This window comes from Streptomyces sp. NPDC087906 (assembly GCF_055584925.1).
The window spans coordinates 824-1,449 of record NZ_JBVJLC010000031.1 but is presented as its reverse complement, the minus strand read 5'-3'; the positions used below and the strand labels follow the sequence as shown (position 1 = coordinate 1,449).

General features: G+C 67.7%; 2 protein-coding genes. Both read right to left on the bottom strand.

The window, feature by feature from the left end:
- A partial coding sequence (locus tag ACZ63I_RS35040) for a hypothetical protein (RefSeq protein WP_469343583.1) occupies positions 1-210 on the bottom strand: 210 nt, incomplete at its 3' end.
- On the bottom strand, positions 203-472 hold the full coding sequence (locus ACZ63I_RS35035) for a hypothetical protein (protein WP_469343582.1): 270 nt from the start codon (positions 470-472) through the stop codon (positions 203-205). The genes ACZ63I_RS35035 and ACZ63I_RS35040, both read right to left, overlap by 8 nt.
- Between the last annotated feature and the right edge of the window lie 154 nt (positions 473-626).

Sequence of the window (626 nt, the reverse complement as noted above, 5' to 3'; positions counted from 1 at the left end):
CCGGGCGTTCCCGGACCGCACCTCATCGCGCAGGCCGGCCACGGTGCTCTCCAAGGTGTCCAGGCGGGTGCTGTTCCCGCCGACCTCCAGGCGGAGGTGAAGGACGTCGGACTTGATGACCGTGAGCGCGTCGTTCGTCTGCTGGGCGTGCTGCTCGTACCGGCGGGTGAGCGCGGCGATCTCGTTCTGAGTGATCGGGTCCTCAGGCACTGCGGGGCTCCTTCTGCGACGGGCGCTTCGCGCGGATCTCCAGTCCTGCCGCGCTCAGCCACGCGGTCAGGGTGTTCGGTGCAATGCGGGCCAGCTCCCGGATGCGGGAGCGTTGGGCGCCTGTGCGCGCTGCCTCTACTGCTGCGTCTCGGAGCGGCTCAGTGAGGGCTTCCGCTTGGGCGAGGAGATCGGCACGCTCGGCGCCGATCTCTGCGACCCGTCGCAGGGCAGCAGCCTGCCGCTCTTCCGGGATGTCAACCATGGTCAGAGCATACACGCGGGGGTAGCCGAATCCACTGCTTGTATCCATTGCGATTCCGTGCCATAGTCGAACCACTCCGGAAACGGAGCGGCCCCGAGCCGGTGTCTCACCACCAGCTCAGGGCCTTGACCACCCGCTCTGACGACACAGAGGA